We start from the raw sequence: 20,471 nt of genomic DNA, 5'->3' as shown, positions 1-20,471 counted from the left end.
CAGCTGGGGTTGATAATTTCTTACGCGGCTGAGGCCGCGTTTTTTATTGTCTCAAACTCGATTGGTGTCAGCCGTCCGAGGGCACGTTGACGGCGTTTGCGGTGGTAGCTGCGCTCGATCCAGGTCGTGATGGCCAGCCGGAGCTCGGCCCGGGTCTCCCATCGTTTCCGGTTCAGGACGTTCTTTTGCAGCAGGGAGAAGAACGATTCCATCGCTGCATTGTCACCGCATGCCCCTACCCGGCCCATCGATCCGTTCAGGCCGTAGGTGTTCAGGGCCAGGACGAACTTTCTGGATCTGAACTGGGACCCTCTGTCCGAGTGGACCACCGTGCCCGCCGGTTTCCTGAGGGCCACGGCGTGGTCCAGGGCGGCGACGGCCAGGGACGCTTTCATCCGCCCGTCCATCGAGTACCCGACGATCCGGTTTGAGTGAAGGTCCTTGATCGCGCACAGGTACAGCTTGCCCTCCCCGGTGTGGTGCTCGGTGATGTCCGTGAGCCATTTCCGGTTCGGTGCCGTGGCGCTGAAGTCCCGTTCGACGAGGTCATCGTGGACCGGCGGGCCGGCCTTGAGCCCTGACCGGCGCCGGCGGTGGATCACCGAGAGGATGCCGTTCTCCGAGCACAGCCGCCAGATCCGGCGTTCACTGGCCCCAGGGCCGGGACCGGCGTTGATCTCATCGGCGATGAACCGGTATCCGAAGGCAGGATCGTCCCGGTGGTGATCGATGGCGGCGTTGATCAGATGCGCTTCTTCCCAGTCCCGGGCCGGGACGGGATTGGCGGCCCACTGGTAGTAGGCCTGTCTGGAGAAATTCAGTACCCGGCAGGACACTGCCACGGGAACCCGGATCGGGGCGTCCCTGGCAGCCAGCTCGCGGACCAGCGGGTACATCATTTTTTTGGGTTGATGTCCCGGGACAAGTAGGCCACGGCACGGCGCATGACTTCGGCTTCCTGTTCCAGGAGCCGGATGCGTTTGTTGGCCTCCCGCAACTTCGCGGCGTCATCGGACACCGCCCCGGACTTCACGCCGTCTTCTCTGTCGGCGATCTTCATCCAGCGGTGCAGGGCAGCGGGCGAGACACCGAAGTCCTTGGCGATCTGGATGATGGGCGCTTCGCCCTTGCGGGCAACCGCGACGACATCGCGGCGGAATTCTTCGGGAAAGGCTTTGGGCATGATGAACATCCTTCCACCCGCAAGGATCAAATCCTCACAGGCAAAGTGTCAATCAAACCTTCAGCAGTCCCCTCCTTGCTTTGGCCTGGCAGGGAGTTCTGGTCAGCGGGTGGGTCTCAATCGCCCTCACGCACATTCTTCTCAACCGGACACAGAAGGAAGAACACGGGTTGCTCGGAGACGAGCACTACCGGCAGGTCCACTACCCGGGCCTGATCGCCTGGGCTGTGGCCACCGTGATTGGTATTTTTCTCACCAGTGCTTTCCCCTGGGGTGCGACCTGGGGCCCAATCGCAACCGTGGTTGTAGCCAGCGGCCTGTACGCAGCTCTGCGCGGAGCACTCAGGCAGCACAGCGCCCTGCATGCCCCGATGGAGGCCGGTACAAGCCCGGTATAGGCCGAAGCCCGGCGCAGGTAGCTATGCGAGTCCAACGATTGCCGGCCGCGCCTGTCCTCACGGACGATCCAGCTAATCGCATGCGTTCATCAAACATGACGCACGCAATCCACCAACAATGAAATTGGAGAAGTAGCAATGAAACTCGGAGTCTTCCTTCCGAATGGCCAAAACGGATACATCATTTCCGAAAACGCGCCGCAGTACGAGCCCTCCTTTGAACACTGCCTGGAGATCGCCCAGGAGGTCGAGAACATCGGTCTCGATTTTGTCCTCTCGATGATCAAATATCGCGGTTTTGGCGGCAAGACCGGTTACTGGGATGGTTGCCTCGACTCGGTCATCCTGGCTACCGGCATCGCCGCCCACACCAGCAAGATCGATGTATTCGCCACGGTTCCGATCCTCGGTATCCCTCCGGTCATTGCCGCCCGCCAGCTTGCGACCTTCGATGAGATTGCCAAGGGCCGGGGAGGCGTGAATCTTGTAACAGGCTGGAACCGCCCTGAATACGACCCCATGGGCCTATGGCCAGGCGACGACTACTACGACAGGCGCTACGACTATGCAGCGGAGTACGTACAGATCATGCGTGGCCTCTGGCGAGACGGCCGCACTACGTTCAAGGGTGATTTCTTCGACATTCAGGACGCGACGTGCCTGCCGAGCTCCGGTCGTGAACTCCCCATCGTTACCGCCGGACAGTCAAAGAAGGGTCAGGAGTACACCGCGCACCACGGCGACTACAATTTCGTCTTTGCCGACCGTGCGCTCTTGCCACAGATCACAAAGCCGATGAACGAGGAAGCAGCGCGGGTCGGGCGTTCAGTCGGCAGCTATGCTCTCTTTACGGTTATCGCCGCGGAGACCGACGAAGAGGCACTCGCAAAGACTCAGCACATCATTGACGGTCGTGACTTGGAAGCACTCAAAAACGTTGCTGGCAGCGCCTCTCTCGACCCTCAGACCGGAGGCACCAGCGAACACTTTGTCGCCGGGCTTACTGCGCCTGCTGAAGAGGGCAACTTGACCTTCATGAGCTTCCCGGTACTTCACGGCTCCTACGAGAACGTGGCTGAGCAGATCGCCACGATGGAGCGTGATACGGGTGCGGCGGGCGTGCTCATGACGTTTGTGGACTACGTGCCGGATATCAAGATTTTCGGCGAGAAGGTCCTGCCGCTCGTCCGCGAAAAGCTTGCCGCGCTCCAGCCCGCCTAAGAGACCGACATCCACTGCCAGGCTGGTCCTGTCGCGGCGACGACGTCGCCCGACAGGATCAGCCTTGGAAGTTCCCGGCTGGCCTCCGGTAGGGCTTGTATCTATCCGTCACGTACTTAAAGGCCTCGGTATGGGTAAGATCTCGGGCACGGCTACATCCGGCCGTGACAAGGCGTATGTGCACCTGCGCGAAAGTGTCCTAACTGATCCCGAATTACAGGGTCAATTCCTTAAGGAAGCGGACCTCGCCGCCGACCTCGGCATTTCCCGCACCCCGGTACGCGAAGCACTCATGCTTCTAGTCTCCGAGGGACTGGTCGAGCTGATCCCACAACGTGGCGCCTACGTGCCAGCAATCTCCGGCAGGGAAATTTCCGAACTCATGGAACTTCGCAGCCTCCTGGAAGGCCATGCCTCCCGGCTGATCATTAGCGAACAGCGGGTTCCCGCAGACCGGATGCAGGACACACTCGACCTCCAGAAGGCTGTCCCGGACAACGACGACCCGGAGTCTGCCCTCCATTTCATCCGGCTTGGCACGTTGTTCCACCAACAACTCATCGACGCCGCCGGAAGCGAATTGATATCCCGTACGTACAGCAACCTCCAAGTCCGGCAAACCCTGGCGGGAGTCTCGGCCGTGTGCCGAACCATCGGGCGCCGCAACGCCGTATGCACCGAACATCAGGACATTCTCGACGCCCTAGTGGCAGGCGATGTCGTTCAGGCGCAAAAGGCGATCGATGAACATCTCACCGCCCTCCGGAACGTCCTGCTGCGAACCTGACCGGCATACTTCCGTCCCCTTTGACACCCCAAATTGCACACAACAGATGGGAGCTCTTCCATGCGTCTCGCAGTCGCCCAGATCATCAGCGGCGCCGACCCGGCCGAAAACCTCGATCTTGTCCGGGACTATGCCGCCGAAGCCAAAGCGGCCGGGGCCGAGCTCGTCGTGTTTCCCGAGGCAGTCATGCGGGCTTTTGGTCACTCCCTGGCCGATGTCGCTGAGCCTCTTGACGGTCCCTGGGCCGAGCAAATGCGCGGGATCGCCGAGGAACTGGGCATTGTGGTCGTGGCCGGAATGTTCACGCCCGGACAGGGCGGACGGGTACGGAACACCTTGCTGGTCGCAGGACCGGGGGTTGATACCTCGTACGACAAGGTCCACCTCTTCGATGCCTTCGGCTTCGAAGAGTCGGAAAGCGTCGACGCCGGCGAGGGGCCTGTGACCTTTGAATTCAAGGGGACGGTTTTCGGCTTGGCCACCTGCTATGACGTGCGCTTCCCGGCCCTGTTTTCGGCCAACGCCAGAGCGGGAGCCCAGGTCAATATCGTGTGTGCCTCATGGGGTGCGGGTGAAGGTAAGGCTGAGCAGTGGGACCTGCTGGTCCGGGCCCGCGCACTGGACAGCACGACTTTCGTGGTCGCCTGCGGCCAAGGGGACCCCGAAACTATCGGTGCCGGCTCCGCGGGCGCTGCTCCCACCGGGATCGGCCGCAGCGCGGTGATCTCTCCGCTGGGAACCGAACTAGCGAAACTTGGGGGCAAGCCTGAACTGATCGTTGTCGACATCGACCCGTCACAGGTCAACGACGTCCGCGGAAAACTTCCAGTGCTGGCCAACGCCCGCCATTTCCAGGGCTCGGCTAAGCCGTAACTACGTACTGACTAGGAAGAAGTGAGAAACAAACAGTGACACTAAAGGCAACAATCGTCGTAGGCAACCCCAAACCCAAGTCGCGGACCCTGGAAGTAGCGAAGAGCCTCGTCGAGAAGCTCCTCGCGCCCGGCAGTTACCGGCTCGAGATCATCGATCTGGCCGACCACACGGCGGAGATTTTCGCGTGGCCGTCGGAGGAGATGGCGGCTTTGAACGCCCGCGTCGCGGAGAGCGACTTCGTGGTCTTCGCATCGCCCACTTACAAGGCCACCTACACGGGTCTTCTCAAGGCCTTCTTGGACAGGTATCCGACGAATGGCCTGTCCGGGGTGACGGCAATTCCCGTCCATACCGGAGGCGATCTCACCCACGCCATGGGTCCGTCGGTAAGCCTCGCACCACTTCTGGTCGAACTCGGCGCGGTCGTCCCGGGCCGCGGCTTCTACTTTGTGTCCAGCCAGATGGAGCACCTGGACGAAATCACCGAGCAGGCGGCCGCTGAGTACGCCGCCAATCTCAGCCGTGTCGCCAACGTCGCCGCCTCGGTGTCCACGCCGGTTGCCTGACCACCACAGAGCCGGGAAAAGAAACATGTCACTCGACAGAACCATGGAAGTGTCCCTGGGCTGGGCCCCCATCCTCCGCCCACAGGAAGCCCCGACGGTTGATAACCACCTCCTCACATATATCTGTCGCCGGAACACGCCCGCAGACATGGATGCCGAAAAGATTTTCACCACCAAGCGTGGCCCACTTGCTGAGGGTGGATCCCTCCGGACGGGGTGCAGGACCTCGTCATTGAGGAGGTGAAGGGGCCCGATCGTGCTTCCTGCTGCAGCGGACCTTGTCCGACGGACGAAACAAGCTACCTGCTGCGCATCGTCACCATCAGTGCCGAACGCACATCCCCGCGCAGGGTGGCCCTCATTAGAGACGCAGCCTCCGCTGGGCGTCCGTGTCCTACGGCCGGCACCGCGCCTCTGCCGGCAGCCCCACGGCCCGGCCCCGTGAACGCGTACCCCATGCCTACAGGGCAAGCCCCACAACGCCACACCCTAATAGCATCAGCACCACGCCAGTAAGAGAGTTCCGCATATGACGCAGATGACAGTTAGAGCCCCCCAGTACACGGTCGTCGACCAGGCGACCGTCCAAAAGTCCGCGGGGCATGTCATAGTCGATAGCCTCATTGCCCACGGAGTGAAGCGCGCCCACGTCGTTCCGGGTGAAAGCTTCCTCGAGGTCCTGGATGGGCTGCACGGTTCCGACATCGAAACCATAGTTTGCCGCCACGAGGGCGGCGCCGCCTACATGGCAGAGGCAGACGGAAAAATGAACCAACTGCCCGGCGTCGCCATGGTGACCCGGGGGCCCGGGGCCGCCAACGCGCATGTTGGTCTGCACACCGCATGGCAGGACTCGACGCCGATGATTCTGTTCGTGGGTCTTATTCCTTTCGCCCACCGCGACCGGGAAGCTTTCCAGGAGTTTGACATCAAGGCCTGGTTCGGCACCGGCGCCAAGCGCGTCATGGTCCTTGACCATGCCGAGCGTGCCTCGGAGATTGTTGCCGAGGCGTTCTTCGCCACGATGAGCGGGCGCCCCGGCCCGGTAGTGATAGGTCTTCCCGAGGACGTCATTCGGCAGCAGATCCCGGCAGCGCTCCACCCGCCCATTCCGGTTGCCGCCGGAGGCATGACGTCCGCGGACGCCGAGGCGTTGGCCGCCGCCTTGGCCGAATCGGCCAAACCACTGTTTGTCACCGGCGGCAACGACTGGACACAGGAGGGCGCCGACCAGTTGACGGCCTGGTTGGAGCAGCACAGCATCCCGGCCGCGGCCGAATGGCGCACCGAAGGAACCGTCCCGTTCAGTTCCCCTTCATACGTCGGGCCGATCGGGTACGGGCGTCCCCGCCCTACGTACGACCTCCTGGAAGAAACTGACCTGCTGGTCTTCGTCGGCACTGTCCCGGGTGACGTTATCACCGATGGCTTCCTGTGCCGACAAGACTGGAACAGGAAAAACTTCCTGGTCACAATGGACCCGTCCCTTCGAGGCCGCTCGGGAGCCGTCACCTACCAGATTGTGTCCAAGCCCGATGTGTTTGCGCGGGATCTGGCCAAAATCGAGCTTCCCGTGAAGGACGAATGGCGGGCCTGGACTGCGAAGATGCGAGCGGAACAGGAATCCTTCGCGAAGCTGCCCTCTGCCGTCCCGGGTGAAGGTCTGGCTCGCATGGATACGCTGATGGCCAACCTGGTTCCTGGTTTGCCAGAGGACGCGATGGTCACTTTCGGCGCCGGGGAGCACACCAACTGGGCGCACCGCTACTTCCCGACGGAGCGGTATGCATCCATGATCAGCGCGAGGAACGGTTCCATGGGCTACTCGGTCCCCTCAGCGATTGCCGCCTCTTTGGCCCATCCAGGACGGCGGGTGGTCAGCATCGCCGGCGACGGGGAATTCCTCATGAACGGGCAGGAACTGGCCACCGCTGCGCAATACATGGCCACGCCGCTCGTTGTTGTCATGGACAACCAGGAATACGGAACGATCCGTACGCATCAGGAGCGCCACCACCCCTTGCGGGTATCGGGTACGCAGCTGCGGAACCCGGACTTCGCCGCAATGGCGCAAGCCTTTGGCGGGTTTGGTATCCGCGTAGAGAAAGACCACGACGTACCGGAAGCAGTGAACGCTGCTCTCCGTGCAATTGACGAGGACAGGGTTTTTGCCCTGATTCATTTGGTGGTCGAACAAAGGGTCAAAGCCTACTAGCGGAGCGGCGGCACAGCCGACCTCCCAATGCCCTGCGCTGCCCGAGACAAGTTTCAATTGGAATGGAAGAAAAGATGAGTGTTTCCGCACTTGTAGAAGTGGATGTCCTCGACGCGGTCCCGACCGGGCTGTATATCGATGGCCAGTGGCGTCCGGCCGGATCAGGCGGAACGTTCGATGTCGAGGACCCTGCTACCGGGAAGGTATTGTTGAGTATCGCCGATGCAGGCCCCGAAGACGGTGTCGCAGCGTTGGACGCGGCAGATGCCGCGCAGGAGTCCTGGGCAAAAGTTCCCCCGCGTGAGCGCGGGGAAATTCTGCACCGTGCCTTTGAGCTGCTCACGGAGCGTACCGAAGCGTTCGCTCTGCTGATGACCCTGGAGATGGGCAAGCCCCTGGCAGAAGCCCGCGGCGAAGTAGCGTACGCAGCTGAGTTTCTGCGCTGGTTCTCGGAGGAAGCTGTCCGTGCCTTCGGTCGCTACTCCGTCTCTCCCGACGGCAAATCCCGACTCTTGGTCACAAAGAAGCCGGTGGGTCCGTGCCTGCTGATCACCCCGTGGAACTTCCCGTTGGCCATGGCTACCCGCAAGATCGCTCCCGCTGTTGCAGCTGGCTGCACCATGGTCCTCAAGCCGGCGAAGCTCACACCGCTGACGTCCATGCTGTTCGCCGCCGTTATGCACGAAGCAGGCCTCCCAGCCGGTGTGTTGAACGTGGTCCCGTCCTCAACCGCAGGCGCCACCACCGGGCCGCTGATCAAGGACTCCAGACTGCGCAAACTCTCCTTTACCGGCTCCACCCAGGTCGGCCGGCGGTTGCTGGCCGACGCATCTGAGACGGTACTGCGTACCTCCATGGAGTTGGGTGGCAACGCGCCCTTCATCGTGTTTGAAGATGCCGACGTGGATGCAGCAGTCAACGGAGCCATGCTCGCCAAGCTTCGAAACATGGGTGAAGCCTGCACCGCTGCGAACCGGTTCATCATCCACGAAACAGTTGCTGCCGAATTCGCTGAGAAGTTCGCGGCAAAAATGAAGGAAATGACCACCGCCCGCGGCACCGAGCCCGACTCCACAGTGGGTCCGCTCATCGATGCCAAGAGCCGTGACAAGGTCCATGAGCTGGTCGCCGACGCCCTCGCCTCAGGTGCCACGGCCATACTCGGCGGTGCACCGGTGGACGGACCGGGCTACTTCTACCAACCCACCATTCTCATCGGCGTAGCCGCAGAAAGCCGGATCCTTTCCGAGGAAATTTTCGGACCGGTGGCACCGATCACCACGTTCACCAGCGAGGATGAGGCCGTCAGGCTGGCCAACAACACCGAATATGGGCTCGTGGCTTACGTCTTCACAAAGGACCTGAACCGCGGGATCAGGATGGGCGAGAAGCTCGAAACCGGGATGCTCGGCCTGAACGCCGGCGTCATTTCCAACGCCGCAGCACCCTTCGGCGGAGTGAAACAGTCGGGGCTGGGACGCGAGGGCGGACTCGAAGGCATGGAGGAATACCTTAACACCCAATACATCGGCATTAGCGACCCCTACAACGGTTGATCACTTAGCCGTTGCCCGCGAAAGTATCAAAGCAGCGTCCCAGAGTCTGGGCGCCGCCTGACAGGTTCGCATGTCAAGGGGGCAATCTTGGCGGTGATCGCTGAAAAATGTATCCGAAATCCCGAACTAACCAGCCCCGCAGAGTGAGTTGCCGTGCGTATTGCGCGATTACAGACCCCCGATGGCGTCCGCCATGCCATCCATCTGAACGAAGAGTGGCACCACATTGATGATCCATTTGCGGAGGTCCCCTCTTTCTCGGGTGCAATAACGCCCGCGGAAGGCGCCAAGCTGCTTGCCCCCGCCTGCCCCGCCGTCATTGTAGGTGTCGGTCACAACGGCCTTGACCATCCATTGCCTGTGCAGCCTTGGCTCAAGTCAGTGCACACGATTGCAAACCCGACAGACGTCGTCCGGGCACAGCGCGGCATCGGGCCCGTGCACGTTGAAGGCGAACTGGCCGTGGTCATCGGTAAGAGCGCTGCGCACCTCACATCGGATAATGCCTTGGCGCACGTCTTGGGTTACACCATCGCCAACGATGTTACCAACGCCAATCAAGGGGCCATTGATGAAAGACTCTTCCAGGCCAAAGCGGGGACCAAGTACACCCCCCTTGGGCCCTGGATTGAGACGGACCTCGCGGATCCTGACGACGTCACCATCGACGTAATGATCAATGGGCAGGTCAAGGCACGATCTGGCACCTTCAACCTGCCCTCAAGTGTGGTCGACTGTCTGGTCCATGTCACGAAGTGGTTGGCCCTAGAAGCTGGCGACGTTGTCATGACGGGCGCCCCCGGTACCTTCGTGGAAGTCCAGCAAGGAGACGAGGCAGCTATCTCCATTGCTGGCATCGGCACACTGATCAACTCTGTCGGCTGATCACCGCCGTTGCATGTGATCCTGGCTACCTTCTCAGCGAGCAGGCCCCACCCGCGCACCGCTTATTCGCACGAAGGCCTCTTCGACAGTCTCGATCCCCAGCTCAGCGCACGCTTCGCTCAGCACCACCGCGGTCTGGCGCGGCCAGACGTGGTCGGCGAGACGAACCAGCGCCGTTTGTTGAGATGTCGTGCCATCCAGGCCAGCGCCGGAACGACCTGAAAGTTCGCCACCTCACCGCTGCGGTAAACCCCGGGGTGGCGCTCACCACCTTGCAGACATGTGTAGACATAGGACAGCCTCCGGGTGATGGCGGGCACCGGCGCCCTTCACTCATGAGATCTGCGCCACTTACCTTGGCATATGTTACTTCCATATGGAAGGGTTGTGCGGAAGTTATGGGTCGTGGAGGGGAGTGGTCGTCATGTCGACGACAACAGCGAATGTCGGGTTGGTCGCGGCCCTCGCGGCAGCCATGCGGCGCGTACACGGGCGTGCCCATGCCCTGGTCTTAACTGAAGGGCTCACCGTGAATCAGTGGTCGGCCCTGGACTTCGTCGCCCGGTCCTCTACGCCTGTGGCCATGTCCGAGATCGTTGAGGCCGTGGGGCTGACCGGCCCCAGCCTCACCCGGGCGGTGGACAAACTGGTGAACTCTGCACTATTAGTCCGCGAAGTCGACTCGGGTGACCGTCGGCGCGTCCTGGTGAACCCCTTGAGAAGGGGATACGAGGTCCACGCCATGCTCGCTCCACAGATGGAAACCCTCGAGCAGGAGCTGGCCGGCAGCCCGAAGACTGCCGATCAGATTCTCCAGATGCTAAACGGACTGGCCCGCTAGCTCATTCTCCGGTGCGTTCGACGTTTCAGCTGCCGCAAGGGTTCGCCTGGCCAGGACCGTCGCCGTAATCGCCAGAACCCCCAGCAATACCAGCAACCCAGCCGCCCCCGCGGCCCCGGGCACCCAGGCATCGCGCAACAGCAGCACGGCCGGGATCGACGTCGTCGGAAGAGCCCATAGCGTCACCAGCCACCCGGCAAAAGGGGTCAGGGTTGATTTTTCCAGCGCGAGTAGGGCGAAGAACAACAACCAGAGGATCCCCCAAGCCAACCAGATTACTCCGAAGGTGAGATCTTCGGCGAAGAACGAGTCAATCGCGGCGTAGATGGTCGAGGCCGCGACGAAGAGAGAGAACCACCCGATGCCTTCACCTGAGATCCCCGCCAGATTAGCGATACCGACATACAGATAGGTGAAGCCGAAGCTCAGGGTCGGGAATGTCGCGTGCAGTGTCGCCGCATCCCCTCCGGACTGGGCCAGAATCATCAGTGGCATCACGCACTGCAGCCCACCGACGAGTATGTTGAAGATTCCGGCGCTCCTGGCTGATACGCGTCCGAGCAACATCAGGCCGTTGATGAAGAGAACCGCACCTACGTAGAACAGTCCCACTGCGCTCATGGTCCACCTCCGAGGACCCCCTGGAGCCCATAGTTCTATCTGAAAATATACCGTTTAGAAGCTACCGGGGGGATTGCGACACGTCAATGCCTACGAGAAGCAACAGCGTGTTCTGCACTGAAATGAGACGGCAGACGTCCTTCGCGAGGTCGGGCTCTGCCCGGGCTGGCCCCCTGGGGAAACACGTACCAAGCTGCGAGAAATGGGCCCGTTCACCCGGTCGAGTAGGCGGGCCCTGCCGGGCTCGGGTGCTAGGAAATCGCCCGGGCCGGACAGTGGCTAGCATAGGGTGCTTCGTGCCGGTCATGATCTCATCGGCGAGAAGTTCGCCCGCGATGAGCCCGAAGCAGCCGGGCACCTGGCCGAGCTCGCCGACCACCGGCTCGCCGTCGACCGGGATGGAGGATGATATCAGTCGTCTGCACGAGTCTCAGGGTGTGTCGTTATCCCAGACGGCACTACTGAGATCGTCTAAGGGTGAGGACGCCCCTCAAGCAATGAGGGCCACCCATTCGCCGACATTGGGGTGCTTGACCGTTCAATTACGGGCACGGTATCACTGTGGCAGATTAGTGGAGGATTCCGCGTCGGATGGCTTGCGCGACCGCGGAGGCCCGGTCCGAGACTTCGAGTTTTTCGTAGATGTGCTGCAGATGCGTCTTGACGGTCGTCAAGGAGATGTGCAGCTCGTTGGCAATCTTCTGACCCGAATGGCCATCTGCTGCAAGACGAAGAATTTCGACCTCGCGGGCGGTGAGCGTCGGCCTGTCAGGCGTGTCCCGGCGGGTTCGTAGTTCGCGGGCGAGCACGTCCTGCGCGAACGGGGCGATGATGGTTCCACCCGCACCGATGCGCAGGACTGCATCCGTGATCTCATCAAAGGACGCCGCTTTCTCCAGGAACCCGCGGGCTCCGTGCGTGAAGGCCCTGAAGACCGTCTTGCTGTCCATGTATGCGGTCAAGACAAGAATGTTCGTCGGTGCCGCCTCGGCGAACAGCGTCTCCAGGACTTCCATGCCGTTGAGCTCGGGCAGTTGTAAATCCATGACTGCCACATCTGGCTTCAGTTCCCGGATCGCTGCCAGTGCGCTCTTACCGTCACCGGCGGAGCCGACAACCTTGATTTGAGGCACGTTCTTCCAGTTCTGGGCGAGGCCCTCCCTGTAGACCGGGTGGTCATCGGCGATGAAGATGGTGAGGATCTTCATGCCAGGGCTAGCGCCTGGCGAACTGTCCGCGCAAAATGCTCGATGTCGAACGGTTTCGTTAGGTAGTCAAGGATCTTCATACTCCGGAGTTCGGCTATGCGCGCCGGAGTTGCATCTGCGGAAAGAATAATCACCGGGATGTCCTTCGTGCGCTGGTCCTGCTGCAAGAGTTTTACGACTTGAACCCCTGACATGTCGGAGAGATTCACGTCCAACAGGATAAGCTGAGGCGCCTGATCTTGGGCCAAAGCTACCCCGGACTCACCACTTGTAGCCGAAATAAGGTTCAGCCCGCCCATCCCGGAAATGATGTTCTCCACCAAGCGGATATTCGCGTAAGTGTCTTCAATCTGCAGGATCGTAGCATGAGCAGCCTCGTTGGTGTCGAGAGCATCTTTTTCGGGGGCCGACGTGTCGAGGTCCTCCTCCGGTGCAGGCGCGAGTGGCATGTCCACGTAAAAGGTTGACCCCTCCCACGGGGCGGTGTGTTCAATGCCTAAAGAGCCGCCCATTTCCTCCACAAGGCGTCGGGAAAGGGCTAGGCCTAGGCCGGACCCCTCAATGGCAGCCGCTTGATCAAGGCGCACAAATGGTTTGAACAGCCGCTCCACGTCGTCCTCGGACATTCCAGGGCCCGTGTCCATGACCAAGAAGCGCAGCGTCCCGTCCACTGCCTCGCACCAGACCCTTACAGCACCCTGGGGGTTGTTGAACTTCACAGCGTTGCTCAGCAAATTGATGAAGACTTGTCTTAGCCGCTGAGTGTCAGCTAGGACGTAACGGTGCAAGGCGCCATGCAAGTCGCTAGCGATCTCGATGTCCTGTGCAGCGGCCAGCGGGCGCACCAATTTGAGGGCCTGGTGGATCGACTCGATTGCCGGTACAGGAGCGGAGGCAATGCCAGGGGCGCCGGCCTCGATCCAGGTGATGTCCAGAACATCATTAACGAGTGCCAGGAGGTGCTTGCCGGCATCGAGGATATGGCCCGTACTCTCCGCTGCGCTGGGGCTGAGGGGTGAGTCCTGAAGCAGTTGCGCGAACCCTAATATGGCATTCAGCGGCGTACGCAACTCGTGGCTCATCCTTGACAGGAATTCGCTTTTCGAGCGGTTAGCACGCTCCGCGTCATGCATCGCTTCCCGCGCAGCCCTTTCTGCCCGCTTCCGATCAGTGATGTCCGTAGAGATCGCGCCCAGAGCGTATGGCTTGCCGGCGTCATCCAGAAGCGGGAATTTTATGGACAGCCAACGGCTGTCTTCATCCAATTCGGACTGGTCCCGGTCTGTCGCCAAGAGTTCCTCGACTTCGATTGAGCTGGCGGTCCTGATGACCATGTGATCGTTGTTGGAGTAGTTGTCAGCCACGGCCTTAGGAAACAAGTCATAATCAGTCAGGCCGATAATTGATTCTGCTGCGATCCCAAGGTGTCGAGCGTAGTAGTGATTGGCAATCAGGTAACGTCCGTCTAGGTCTTTGACATACATGAGGGCCGCTGAATTATCTAACAGATCCTTCAGCTGCCGGATTGTGGAATGTAGGCCGTGTTCGGTGGAGTCCGGTTCCGCCAAAGCCGCCAACTGAACCACCAGATACTCCCCGGGATCGCCGGGTACGTTGAACATCTTGACCTGGGGGCGGAAAGCAGCCAGCTGCTCGCCCAGATGAACCGTCATGGTTTGATCGTCCGCCGGGTCAGAAAGCGATGTCGCAATGAGTTTTATCAGGGCCGGTGTTGGGACATCATCCGGATCATCCGCAGGCTTGCTTGAGTCGTGCAGCAATGCATCGAGCTTGCGGTTGCCTCCCAGGAACACCAGCTCTGTAGGGGATTCTTTACGAAAGATGGCAGTGGCCAGCGGGGCCGCGTCGAAAGCGTTCTGTTGCAGCAGGCGAAGGGTCTCATCGGGGCTCACGGCGATAGTCTTTCACGGTGCTCGATCATGCCGGCAGGTGCTGTGTCGAATTTATGGATCAGCGAATTAGGCATAGGCGCCTCCGTTGTACTCAACGCTGGACCTCCAGTTCATTCGTGTGGGCATGGAAGTCGGCCTGGTCCTTCCAGGACCAGGCCGACAAAACATGGTGGGCAGTAGCTACCTACCTGCGACGGCAAGAAGCTTATCCCGGGATGGGTATTGCCATTCGACCCATTGCAACGGAAGGCCAGCCCGCTCAGCCACAAGAGAATGTGTGACAGTTTCGGGGCCTCCTGTACCACTTATCTCCGTGATGCAGGCAATGAGGGCCGCAGTCCTTCTCTCGTTGCGCTCCCGGAGAATGTCGGCGACAGCTCTTGCCGGTTTCGTTTTTCGTTTCACACGCCAAAGCGACATATACACACCTCTTCAGATTCCAATCCATAGATGCCACGCCTTAGGGATCAGGCGGGTGAGGTCTACACCTTGTCGTCGATACCGCGGAGGTGGCGATACTGACCCTTGAAGTAGAGCAGTGGTTCTTCTTTGTGCCAGGTGGGTGGGCTCATTTCGTTGACGCGTCCGATGACGATGTAGTGGTCGCCGGCCTCGTGTTCTGCCCAGATGTCGCAGTCGAGCCACATCAGGGTGCCAGCGATGATGGGGTTGCCTGCGTTAGTTGGTGACCAGTCGATCCCGGCCCATTTGTCGGTGCCTTTGCGGGCAAACTGGTTTGAGACGTTGTCCTGGTCGTGGGCGAGGACGTTGACGACAAACTTGCCGGACTCGCGTAGCCGCGGGTAGGTCGTAGAGCTGGTCATGACGCTGAAGGATACAAGGGGGGGGTCGGTCGAGACGGAGTAGAAGGACTGGCACGTGAAGCCGATCGGGCCGTCCTCGTCGATGCCGCTGATGATGGTGATGCCGGAAGCATAGTGCCCGAGCGTGTCACGGAAAACCCGTGGATCAAACGCTGGTTCAAGGGCCGTCTTCTGGTCGAGAGTGACTGTCATATTTCTCAACTCCATTGTGTGATGTGGATAGTCGTTCTATTCGCCGTACATAACGCTGGCAATAAATCGTTCAAGTTCGGGGTTGGGCTGCGTGCCACGGGCCATTGACTCCGCAGATTGATCACTTGGCTCGATGTAGGCGCCCTCCCAGGCAAAGGAGCTGATCTGTCCGGGTGCCACAAGGGCCCGGCGCGTCTCTGCAGTCCGAAAAGACTGATCGACTGGTGAAGCGGGGATGGCCCTCCGTTTTGAACGGAAAGCCATGGGCAGTTGGAACGTGATTGACATGACGGCTTCCTCCTTGAAGCGAGCTACCAAAAACGTGGACAGCAATCTTGACGATAAGCAGGGGCCCGTTTTGTCTAGGCACATTAATTCTTTCGTCAGGTGACGTGACACACATCGGCCGGTTGGGTTTCCGATGAGATGGTCTTTTTCCGACCAAAAGGATGATGCAAGTTCCCTAAAGGCTGTGATCTGGTGGAAGAAGTCAGCTTCCGTGGGGTGGCGCCGCGGCAATACCGGCCTTTGGACCAAGTGACCAATGAAAGACTTCTTACTGTGGCTCGCATCTTGGCGACGTGCACTGTGAAATAGCTAAGTTACTTAGGCAATACCTTTAGCCAACTTTTCCTGCGGAATCTCCCAACGAGCCGTCAACCGCGGTCGCACAGGGGGCCGGGAGCTTCCCCGCGGCACAGAACTCCCCGGCCATCCTGGAGCAGCCTGGGCACACCGCAGCTCCAGCCGCGGCCACCACGGCGCAGAGCCCGAGCGCGAGCCCATTGACCCGTGAGGAACCAAACGCCGCAGTCGAAGCCTGCGCCGTGGCTTATTACGCAGGTGCCTGACGAACATCACCATCAAGGGCCCTTGAGGACGGTTACCGATTGAATGGGCTGGTCCTGCGACTATTTTTCGGCGTTGGATGCGGTGATTCTCTCGTCCATTAGGAGTCCTACTCGAGGGCCGATAATGGATATTCCGTCAGCCGCGGTGTTAGGCCAGCCCACAGGCATTATGTGTCCCTCCGGCCCCCCGTCGGTCCGCATACAAGAAGGCCCCGCCGGCTCCTGTTGAATAAACCGAAGCCAGCGGGGTCATTGCGCGATCAGGCTTATCCAGGTGTATTCCGTGGATCATTGCCAGGTGCAATTGTGTCCTTTGCCCTGACCTTGTTGTCCTTGCCGTGGATGTTCAATTCGCCGCCCCCAGAGCGGGACAGATAACCACGAGCAGCGTCGATTGCTGCGGACTGCGTGTCGTGAACAGAAGAAGCGCGAGACGAGCCTTCGCGCTCGGCCTTCCATCCATCTTCGCCAGGAACCACGTGGTACGAATTTCGCTCAGCCATTTAATCACCCCCAGACGTTGCTGATGGATGCAACGTATCAAACCCGACTGACATTGCCGCCCGGGGCGTTTACGGCTTCCTCGTGTGCGCGCTTTTTACAGGCCCGCCGATTGCGAGACAAACAAGCCCTTTCTGTGCATGCTACAAAAGAGCCGATAATTGCGATTATGTCAACCAAAGTTGCTATAGCTACGGCGCTTGTCAACAAGAGTTGCTGGCGTTCATACTGTCACTGTAGCAATTGGCGGCCGGTGAAGGGAAGCGCGATGGGCTGGTTTATCGAGGGCAGCGAGCATGAAGGCTACGTTGTCTGTGTCTTCGCGGATGGCATGTACGGGTCGGGTGGCAGGTGGATGGAGATCAACCTGATGACGCCCGACGGCCGGCCGGTCGGGCATGAGGAGGATCCAACCCGCGAGGCGTGGCGGCCGCCGTCGCAGGTGGTCGGATGGCGGGTTGCCTGCAGCTGTGTTCCTTTCCGGGAACACGTCATCCTGGACCCGTTGTGGACACGAGTCTGGGATCCGGCCGACGAGAATGTCGCCGCGGGGCGCATCTACGCGGGACCGCCGGCCAGCGCCGACGCCGCTGATATAAGCGACCGTGAGGTCCTGGAGCCGCTGTTCCTGGACGTGTGGCACCGGCATATTGCCCCGGAGCTGTCGCTGCACACCATCGGCACCCTCAGCCGGAGGCTGAAGGATCTCGAAGCCCAGCTCGACGACGCCGTGGCCGCCGCCAGGGCAGCGGGCGTCTCCTGGGACAAGATCGGACGAGCGTTCGGGATCAGCCGACAAGGGGCCCAAAAGCGCTGGGACGCTTCAAGTGGCGGAGGGTCGACTGCGGAGCAGGGACGAAACTCCGAGGGCGGGGCGACACGCCGGTAGCTGACGACACGCCGGAGAATAAATGTGGCCTAGTAGTCCACAGGGTGTGGATTTCCTGTCTCACTTCGGCGGAATCACGGACATCCTAAGGCCCCCGCCCTGTGGACGGCCGGTGGACTAAATGACATACTTGTAATACATCATCTTGGGGTTCCAAAGCGGCGCATGCACTACATGTAGTGTCTTGTTTGTGTCCTAGAGACACGAAAAAGCCTCAGGGTAATCCCACCTTGAGGTTAGGGGCTACCGACTGAGGCTGTTTTCATTCCCTTGCGACCGGGATGGGAAGAGCTTACATCCTCAAGACTTGCTCAAGAAATGCTCGGCAAGTCGAGACACTTCGGCGGCCACACCTATCTCTTAGGAGTGGTATGACAATTGCACTTGAACGAGCAGGGTTCCGAGACCTCGAAAAGATTTTGGGTGCCGGCATCTCCTCGCTGGACATCACAGCGAATGAGAAGGCCTTGGTCACCTCCCGCTATCAAGAGGTCGGCGCGATCCTCAACGAGCACTGGGCCGAGTCCACGGCCAATAACGAAGTGTACGTCCAAGGCTCATTTGCCCTCGGCACCATGACCCGGAGGTTTCACCGCAAGGACGACGTCGACATCGATCTTGTGGTGCTGCGCGGCATTCAGGCCTCCTCGACCACCCAGGCCGATCTCAAGAAAGACACCGGCGCGGGCCTCCGGAAGTTCGTAGCGGCGTCTCAGGGCAAACCTTTGCTGGTTGAAAGCGAGCGGTGCTGGACACTCGAATACTCTGGCATGCACATGGACATCCTTCCGGCAGTTCCCGATACTTCCCCGGAGCGCGGCTCGGATGACGGCATCCTGATAACCGATCATGACGTAAGGTCTTGGCAACGTTCTGACCCCCGTGGGTACGCTGCGTGGTTCAAGCAAGTGGCCCGGGAAGAAGTGATGCTGAAGGAAGCGCTTCTGGCGAAACGTGGCGTTGACGTGGATGCGGTTCCTGACTGGACGCACAAGACAACCCTGCAGCTCGCTGTCCAAGCACTCAAGCGCCACCGGGATATCTACTTCACTGGCCGTCTGGATAAGCGGCCGTCTTCAATCGTGATCACCACTCTGGCCGCACGTGCCTATCAGCGGGGTGAGACCCTTTTCGACGTCTTGCGGGATATCGCTGGCAGTTTTGTCGAGCACATTCAGGTCATCAACGGACAGTACGTGATATCGAATCCCGTGATGCCTGAAGAGAACTTCGCGGACTGCTGGGCAAACGAGCGCTGGCGGGCCGCGGCATTGTTCGAGTGGGCAGAGGCCGTGTCCCGCGACATCAACGGAATCGCTGCTCACAGTGGCAACGACAACGTCCTTAAGAGTGTACAGATGGTACTCGGCGAGAGTGCAGCTGTGGCCGGAGCCCGCGCGCTCAGCAATCCATTCGTTGAAGCCCGGCAGGCCGGAAACCTGCGTGCTCAGCACGGCACCGGCACACTGGCTATTGCCGGTGCAGTCACCACCACACGACCTGTCCGAGACCACACCTTTCATGGAGGCCGGATGTGAGTTCCGGCCGGCTGAACCTCGGTCAACAAGCGCTGGCACTGAAAAGCGTTTACCCCGACAGCTCGGTGCGGATTGGCCCGAACAGGTTGGTCTGGCGGGGCCGACTGAAACCTTCAGCGTTGTCACGCGAATACACCATCGAGATATCGCTAAGGGTCGGGCAGAACCCTGTTGTGAACGTAGTGCACCCACCGTTGGAACCAAACGCAAGAGGCCTCCTGCCCCACATATGGGACGACGGATCGCTTTGCCTCAACACGGCCAAGCAGTGGTCCGCAAAGATGCATTTGGTGGACACCACGCTGCCCTGGGCGTCGGAGTGGTTGTTGCATTACGAAATGTGGAAAGGCACGGGGTTGTGGCTTGGGGACGGCCCGGGCGCCGAGTCCCAGGAGGCCCAGACAGCTCTGCTGCATCCTGTGCCTGACATCAAGCCAAAGCCCCAGCGGTCAAGCGGCTTCAATTGAGTCAATAAGCTCCTCCGGACCCAGGACGCACTCCCATTCGGAGATGCATCCTGGGCCGGGGCGTAACGTCACTATTTAGGATTGGGTGGGCTTTGGTAGGTGGAAGGTTCTCCGGCAGGAGACTAGATCCGAATTTGGACTTGATTCGGGAGGAGTTTGGACGTGTTGCCTACACGCACAAGACTCACGAGAAGGCGCGGGAACAATGTAGCCGCAAAGCGGTTGTCTCCCAGTGGATCAATATCGTCCTTAACGCGCTAACCTTCGGCGGAGTGCTGACCAGCCTCCAAAGTGAGAATCGGGCATTTCTGTACGTGGCCCTTGGTTTTGCCACCCTGACTGCCAGCTACACGCTGTATCAACTCAGTTTCAATCCGACACAAGAAGCCGTTGAGCATCGAGAAGCGGCCAAATCCCTCGTCAGGATCCGAGACAGCTATATTCACCTGTTGGCGGATGTAAAGGGGCACGCTCTGACTGCCAAGGAGATTAGAGAACGGAGAGAAGGACTAAGTGCTCGGGCACAGGAGGTGTATCGGACAGCTCCGGACACCAGTTCTAAGGCGTATCGCTTGGCTCAACGGGCATTGAAGGAGCAGGAAGATCTCACTTTTTCAGACGAGGAAATCGACAAGTTCCTGCCGTTGAATCTCCGCAAGAATGTCTGACGGTGCTAGCCACCACAAACCTGCATGAAGCGAAACTGCTGGCGGCCGTACCTTACGAGGCCGCGGTCGAATAGCGGTTGACCCGGGCTTCGCCAGCATCGTGCCATCCGAAACTTGACGTTGGCTGAGGACAGCAGACTATGGGGCTTCTTCCTGACTACCGGGATAACCCGCCCTTGCCTCACTCCGCGCTTACTGCAGCCCCTGTACGGGACTTCTTGGCCTTAGTGGCACCCTTGCCCCCGGTGACTGCCCCGCTTGGGTGGGTGCC

General features: G+C 60.2%; 17 protein-coding genes and 1 pseudogene. 11 read left to right on the top strand and 7 right to left on the bottom strand.

The window, feature by feature from the left end; genetic code table 11:
- Positions 1–20: 20 nt before the first annotated feature.
- A protein-coding gene (locus tag GXK59_RS20260; RefSeq protein WP_160664497.1) for an IS3 family transposase occupies positions 21–1,183 on the bottom strand; the annotation gives its coding sequence in 2 pieces (ribosomal slippage) (positions 21–902 and positions 905–1,183; 1,161 coding nt in all).
- Between the two features lie 536 nt (positions 1,184–1,719).
- On the opposite strand from GXK59_RS20260, the gene GXK59_RS20255 reads away from it, so the two are divergent.
- The 8 genes from GXK59_RS20255 to GXK59_RS20220 all read left to right on the top strand — a co-directional run bounded on the left by GXK59_RS20255 (position 1,720) and on the right by GXK59_RS20220 (position 10,528).
- On the top strand, positions 1,720–2,802 hold the full coding sequence (locus GXK59_RS20255) for an LLM class flavin-dependent oxidoreductase (protein WP_160669307.1): 1,083 nt from the start codon (positions 1,720–1,722) through the stop codon (positions 2,800–2,802).
- 130 nt (positions 2,803–2,932) lie between these two features.
- The gene (locus GXK59_RS20250) at positions 2,933–3,589 is read left to right on the top strand and encodes a GntR family transcriptional regulator (RefSeq protein ID WP_160669306.1); all 657 of its coding nucleotides are present in this window, start codon (positions 2,933–2,935) and stop codon (positions 3,587–3,589) included.
- Positions 3,590–3,649: 60 nt separating this feature from the next.
- The gene (locus GXK59_RS20245; RefSeq protein WP_160669305.1) at positions 3,650–4,462 is read left to right on the top strand and encodes a carbon-nitrogen hydrolase family protein; all 813 of its coding nucleotides are present in this window, start codon (positions 3,650–3,652) and stop codon (positions 4,460–4,462) included.
- Between the two features lie 35 nt (positions 4,463–4,497).
- Complete coding sequence (locus GXK59_RS20240; protein WP_160669304.1) at positions 4,498–5,031, top strand: NADPH-dependent FMN reductase; 534 nt, start codon at positions 4,498–4,500, stop codon at positions 5,029–5,031.
- Positions 5,032–5,560: 529 nt separating this feature from the next.
- Entirely contained in the window at positions 5,561–7,246 is a 1,686-nt protein-coding gene (locus tag GXK59_RS20235) for a thiamine pyrophosphate-dependent enzyme (protein ID WP_237394035.1), read from the top strand.
- Between the two features lie 74 nt (positions 7,247–7,320).
- Positions 7,321–8,802 (top strand): NAD-dependent succinate-semialdehyde dehydrogenase, encoded by a 1,482-nt coding sequence (locus GXK59_RS20230; protein WP_202129244.1) that lies wholly within the window; start codon positions 7,321–7,323, stop codon positions 8,800–8,802.
- A 153-nt stretch (positions 8,803–8,955) separates the two neighbouring features.
- Entirely contained in the window at positions 8,956–9,687 is a 732-nt protein-coding gene (locus tag GXK59_RS20225; RefSeq protein ID WP_160669303.1) for a fumarylacetoacetate hydrolase family protein, read from the top strand.
- A 424-nt stretch (positions 9,688–10,111) separates the two neighbouring features.
- A complete protein-coding gene (locus tag GXK59_RS20220) occupies positions 10,112–10,528 on the top strand; it encodes a MarR family transcriptional regulator (protein WP_160669302.1) in 417 nt (138 codons plus the stop codon).
- On the opposite strand, the gene GXK59_RS20215 is transcribed toward GXK59_RS20220, so the two are convergent.
- From GXK59_RS20215 to GXK59_RS21075, 6 genes and pseudogenes are all read right to left on the bottom strand, one after another.
- On the bottom strand, positions 10,508–11,149 hold the full coding sequence (locus tag GXK59_RS20215; RefSeq protein WP_160669301.1) for an AmiS/UreI family transporter: 642 nt from the start codon (positions 11,147–11,149) through the stop codon (positions 10,508–10,510). The genes GXK59_RS20220 and GXK59_RS20215 overlap by 21 nt on opposite strands.
- 256 nt (positions 11,150–11,405) lie before the next feature.
- Positions 11,406–11,549, bottom strand: a pseudogene (locus GXK59_RS20960) (D-amino-acid oxidase); the annotation flags it as partial.
- A gap of 169 nt (positions 11,550–11,718) precedes the next feature.
- On the bottom strand, positions 11,719–12,357 hold the full coding sequence (locus tag GXK59_RS20205) for a response regulator (protein WP_160669300.1): 639 nt from the start codon (positions 12,355–12,357) through the stop codon (positions 11,719–11,721).
- Positions 12,354–14,270 (bottom strand): ATP-binding response regulator, encoded by a 1,917-nt coding sequence (locus tag GXK59_RS20200; protein ID WP_160669299.1) that lies wholly within the window; start codon positions 14,268–14,270, stop codon positions 12,354–12,356. The genes GXK59_RS20205 and GXK59_RS20200 overlap by 4 nt, the downstream gene beginning before the upstream one ends.
- Before the next feature lie 482 nt (positions 14,271–14,752).
- Positions 14,753–15,286 carry a flavin reductase family protein gene (locus GXK59_RS20195; protein WP_160669298.1) on the bottom strand — a complete coding sequence of 178 codons (534 nt, stop codon included), beginning with the start codon at positions 15,284–15,286 and terminating at the stop codon, positions 14,753–14,755.
- A 1,117-nt stretch (positions 15,287–16,403) separates the two neighbouring features.
- Positions 16,404–16,640, bottom strand: a complete 237-nt coding sequence (locus tag GXK59_RS21075; RefSeq protein ID WP_160669297.1) for a DUF2188 domain-containing protein — start codon at positions 16,638–16,640, stop codon at positions 16,404–16,406.
- 266 nt (positions 16,641–16,906) lie between these two features.
- On the opposite strand from GXK59_RS21075, the gene GXK59_RS20185 reads away from it, so the two are divergent.
- The 3 genes from GXK59_RS20185 (at position 16,907) to GXK59_RS20175 (ending at position 20,200) form a co-directional block, all read left to right on the top strand.
- Entirely contained in the window at positions 16,907–17,527 is a 621-nt protein-coding gene (locus GXK59_RS20185) for a hypothetical protein (protein ID WP_237394034.1), read from the top strand.
- 371 nt (positions 17,528–17,898) lie between these two features.
- Entirely contained in the window at positions 17,899–19,065 is a 1,167-nt protein-coding gene (locus GXK59_RS20180; RefSeq protein WP_160669296.1) for a nucleotidyltransferase domain-containing protein, read from the top strand.
- Positions 19,066–19,672: 607 nt separating this feature from the next.
- On the top strand, positions 19,673–20,200 hold the full coding sequence (locus GXK59_RS20175; RefSeq protein ID WP_160669295.1) for an SLATT domain-containing protein: 528 nt from the start codon (positions 19,673–19,675) through the stop codon (positions 20,198–20,200).
- Positions 20,201–20,471 lie beyond the last annotated feature (271 nt).

Source organism: Pseudarthrobacter sp. ATCC 49987, assembly GCF_009928425.1.
GTDB lineage: Bacteria > Actinomycetota > Actinomycetes > Actinomycetales > Micrococcaceae > Arthrobacter.
Note: the sequence above shows the minus strand (reverse complement) of the source record. Positions and strands in the feature narration are given on the sequence as shown.

Coding starts and splice junctions, on each gene's coding strand:
- GXK59_RS20255 (WP_160669307.1), top strand. CDS start 1,720: ATGAAACTCGGAGTCTTCCTTCCGAATGGCCAAAACGGATACATCATT.
- GXK59_RS20250 (WP_160669306.1), top strand. CDS start 2,933: ATGGGTAAGATCTCGGGCACGGCTACATCCGGCCGTGACAAGGCGTAT.
- GXK59_RS20245 (WP_160669305.1), top strand. CDS start 3,650: ATGCGTCTCGCAGTCGCCCAGATCATCAGCGGCGCCGACCCGGCCGAA.
- GXK59_RS20235 (WP_237394035.1), top strand. CDS start 5,561: ATGACGCAGATGACAGTTAGAGCCCCCCAGTACACGGTCGTCGACCAG.
- GXK59_RS20230 (WP_202129244.1), top strand. CDS start 7,321: ATGAGTGTTTCCGCACTTGTAGAAGTGGATGTCCTCGACGCGGTCCCG.
- GXK59_RS20220 (WP_160669302.1), top strand. CDS start 10,112: ATGTCGACGACAACAGCGAATGTCGGGTTGGTCGCGGCCCTCGCGGCA.
- GXK59_RS20215 (WP_160669301.1), bottom strand. CDS start 11,149: ATGAGCGCAGTGGGACTGTTCTACGTAGGTGCGGTTCTCTTCATCAAC.
- GXK59_RS20205 (WP_160669300.1), bottom strand. CDS start 12,357: ATGAAGATCCTCACCATCTTCATCGCCGATGACCACCCGGTCTACAGG.
- GXK59_RS20195 (WP_160669298.1), bottom strand. CDS start 15,286: ATGACAGTCACTCTCGACCAGAAGACGGCCCTTGAACCAGCGTTTGAT.
- GXK59_RS21075 (WP_160669297.1), bottom strand. CDS start 16,640: ATGGCTGAGCGAAATTCGTACCACGTGGTTCCTGGCGAAGATGGATGG.
- GXK59_RS20185 (WP_237394034.1), top strand. CDS start 16,907: ATGGGCTGGTTTATCGAGGGCAGCGAGCATGAAGGCTACGTTGTCTGT.
- GXK59_RS20180 (WP_160669296.1), top strand. CDS start 17,899: ATGACAATTGCACTTGAACGAGCAGGGTTCCGAGACCTCGAAAAGATT.